Genomic DNA, 2,076 nt, shown 5'->3' with positions numbered 1-2,076 from the left:
CGGCGACGCGGATCGAGGCGATGCGGTTCTCGAGGCGCAGGCTCTCGGGCAGCAGGAAGATGCTCAGCAGCGCGATCACGAACGACACCGCGGCGGTGAGGAAGACGGGCAGCTCGACGCTGATCGCGGCGAGCAGGCCGCCGACGGCCGGCCCCACCATCGTGCCGATGCCGGAGAGGGCGCCGAGCAGGCCGAAGCGCTGGGCGCGCTTCTCGGGCGGGGTGATGTCGGCGAGGTAGGCGAACAGAGCGGGCAGGTCTCCGGCGGTGGCGCCCTGGATGACGCGGGCCAACAGCAGCACCCAGAGAGCGCCGCCGATGCCGAACAGCGTCATGCTGACGGCCGCGCCGAGCGCGGCGACGATGATGACGGGTCGGCGACCGAAGCGGTCGGACAGGCGACCGAGGAAGGGTGCGATGAGGAAGGCGCAGAGGCCGTTGACGGCTTCGAGCACGCCGACCCACACGGCGAGGTCGCTCTCGTTGGACACGTAGCGCAGGACGACGAAGGGGAGCACGGGGAGGACGACGGTCATGCCGGCGGTGGTCAGCATCGTCAGGACGATGAGCATGATCCAGGCGCGGCGGTCGCTGCGCGGGCTGGTCGAGGAGGAGGTCATGCGATAACTGTATCGATACCAGTTTTGTTGTCAATACAGTTTCGAACCCGATCTGGTTAGACTGGTGGCATGAGCACGTCTGAGCAGCCGGGGCGGCGCGAGAGTTCCCCTGCGCCGAAGGGTCGGCGCGAAAGTTCGCCTGCGCCGGAGGGTCGGCGCGAAAGTTCCCCTGCGCCGGAGGGTCGGCGCGAAAGAAAGAAGCGCGCGACGCGCAAGCTGATCTCCGACACCGCCACCATGCTGTTCCTCGAGCGCGGGTTCGCGAACGTCAGCATCCGCGAAGTGGCCGATGCCGCGGATGTCTCGCCGACGACGGTGTTCGCACACTTCCCGCAGAAGGAGGCGCTCGTCTTCGACGAGGACGACGAGCAGCGCGACAAGCTCATCGCCTCGGTGCGGGACCGAGGCCCCGGCGTGTCCGTCCACACGGCGCTGCACGACTTCTACCTCGCGGAGATCGCGGCGAACGTCGTCGAGCACGGCGATGCGGTGTCGCGCCGGTTCATGGAGTTCCTCAACGCGACCCCCGCTCTGCGCGACTACGCGGCACGCATGTGGCTGCGCCATGAAGACGCACTGGCAGCCGTGATCGCCGCCGACGCGGGCGTCGACGAACCGTCGCCGGAGGTACGCGCCTACTGCAGGTTCGTGCTGCAGATCCAGATCCTCGCGAGCGAGAGCGACGACCCCGTCGGCGTCTGCGAGGCGGGCTTCGCCGTGCTCACCGACGGCTGGCGTGCGGTCGAGCGCTCGCTCGGCGCATCGGTGTGAGCATTCAGGCCTCGAGAGCGAGACGGACGAGCAGGTCGATCGCGTCGATCCCCGGGCCCATCTCCGCCGCCGCCCGCTCGTAGGTCGCGCGCGACCGCCCGATGGGGTCGATCACATCGTCCTCGGTGAGATCGACCGGAGGCTCGACCTCACCGCGCGCGGTCGCGAGCCGCGCCAGCATCGCCTCGACACGGCGGGCGGGGACGGAGCCCGCGGCGGCCGCCGCGGCGCGCAGGCCGTCGTCGCCCACGGCGGCGGCCAGCCGAGCGAGCTCCCGAGCGGTGAAGCTCGACCGCAGCCGAGACGGCGCCAGCTCCACGACCGCACGGCGGTGCTCCCGCGACATCCCGATCACGACGTCCGGGGTGCGCAGGTGCGATTCGGTGAGCCACACCGCCGCGTGCGCCGCGGCGGCCTCCTCGGGCACGCCCGCGGCGACCGCGAGGTCGACGGCCTCAGGGGTCATCGTCGCGCCGGTGCGCGCGCGAACGCCTGCACTGGAGACCACGACGTCCATCCCCCGCAGCCGCTCGGTGAGCACCAGCTGCGCGTACGGCGAACGGCACACGTTGCCCGTGCACACCACGAGGATCTCGATCACTGCAGCCGCCCCTTCCCGCCGCGATCCGACGCGAGTCTAGCGATGCCGGATGGCGCCCGGTCGCCGCATGACGCCTCCCGACGCG

3 protein-coding genes are annotated in these 2,076 nt (G+C 70.8%); 1 reads left to right on the top strand and 2 read right to left on the bottom strand.

Translation table 11 applies throughout. The features are described 5' to 3' along the window. Positions 1-619, bottom strand: a 619-nt coding sequence (locus ASG00_RS15940) for an MFS transporter (RefSeq protein ID WP_235558996.1), incomplete at its 3' end; no start/stop codon positions are given. Positions 620-835: 216 nt separating this feature from the next. Here ASG00_RS15940 and ASG00_RS00335 point away from each other — a divergent pair. Further along, a complete protein-coding gene (locus ASG00_RS00335; protein ID WP_056206106.1) occupies positions 836-1,390 on the top strand; it encodes a TetR/AcrR family transcriptional regulator in 555 nt (184 codons plus the stop codon). A gap of 4 nt (positions 1,391-1,394) precedes the next feature. Here the strand turns inward: ASG00_RS00335 and ASG00_RS00330 are convergent, their stop codons facing one another. After that, entirely contained in the window at positions 1,395-1,991 is a 597-nt protein-coding gene (locus ASG00_RS00330) for an arsenate reductase/protein-tyrosine-phosphatase family protein (RefSeq protein WP_056206064.1), read from the bottom strand. Between the last annotated feature and the right edge of the window lie 85 nt (positions 1,992-2,076).

It is taken from the genome of Microbacterium sp. Leaf351, from assembly GCF_001423825.1.
GTDB lineage: Bacteria > Actinomycetota > Actinomycetes > Actinomycetales > Microbacteriaceae > Microbacterium > Microbacterium ginsengisoli.
This window is presented reverse-complemented; position numbering and strand designations above follow the sequence as displayed.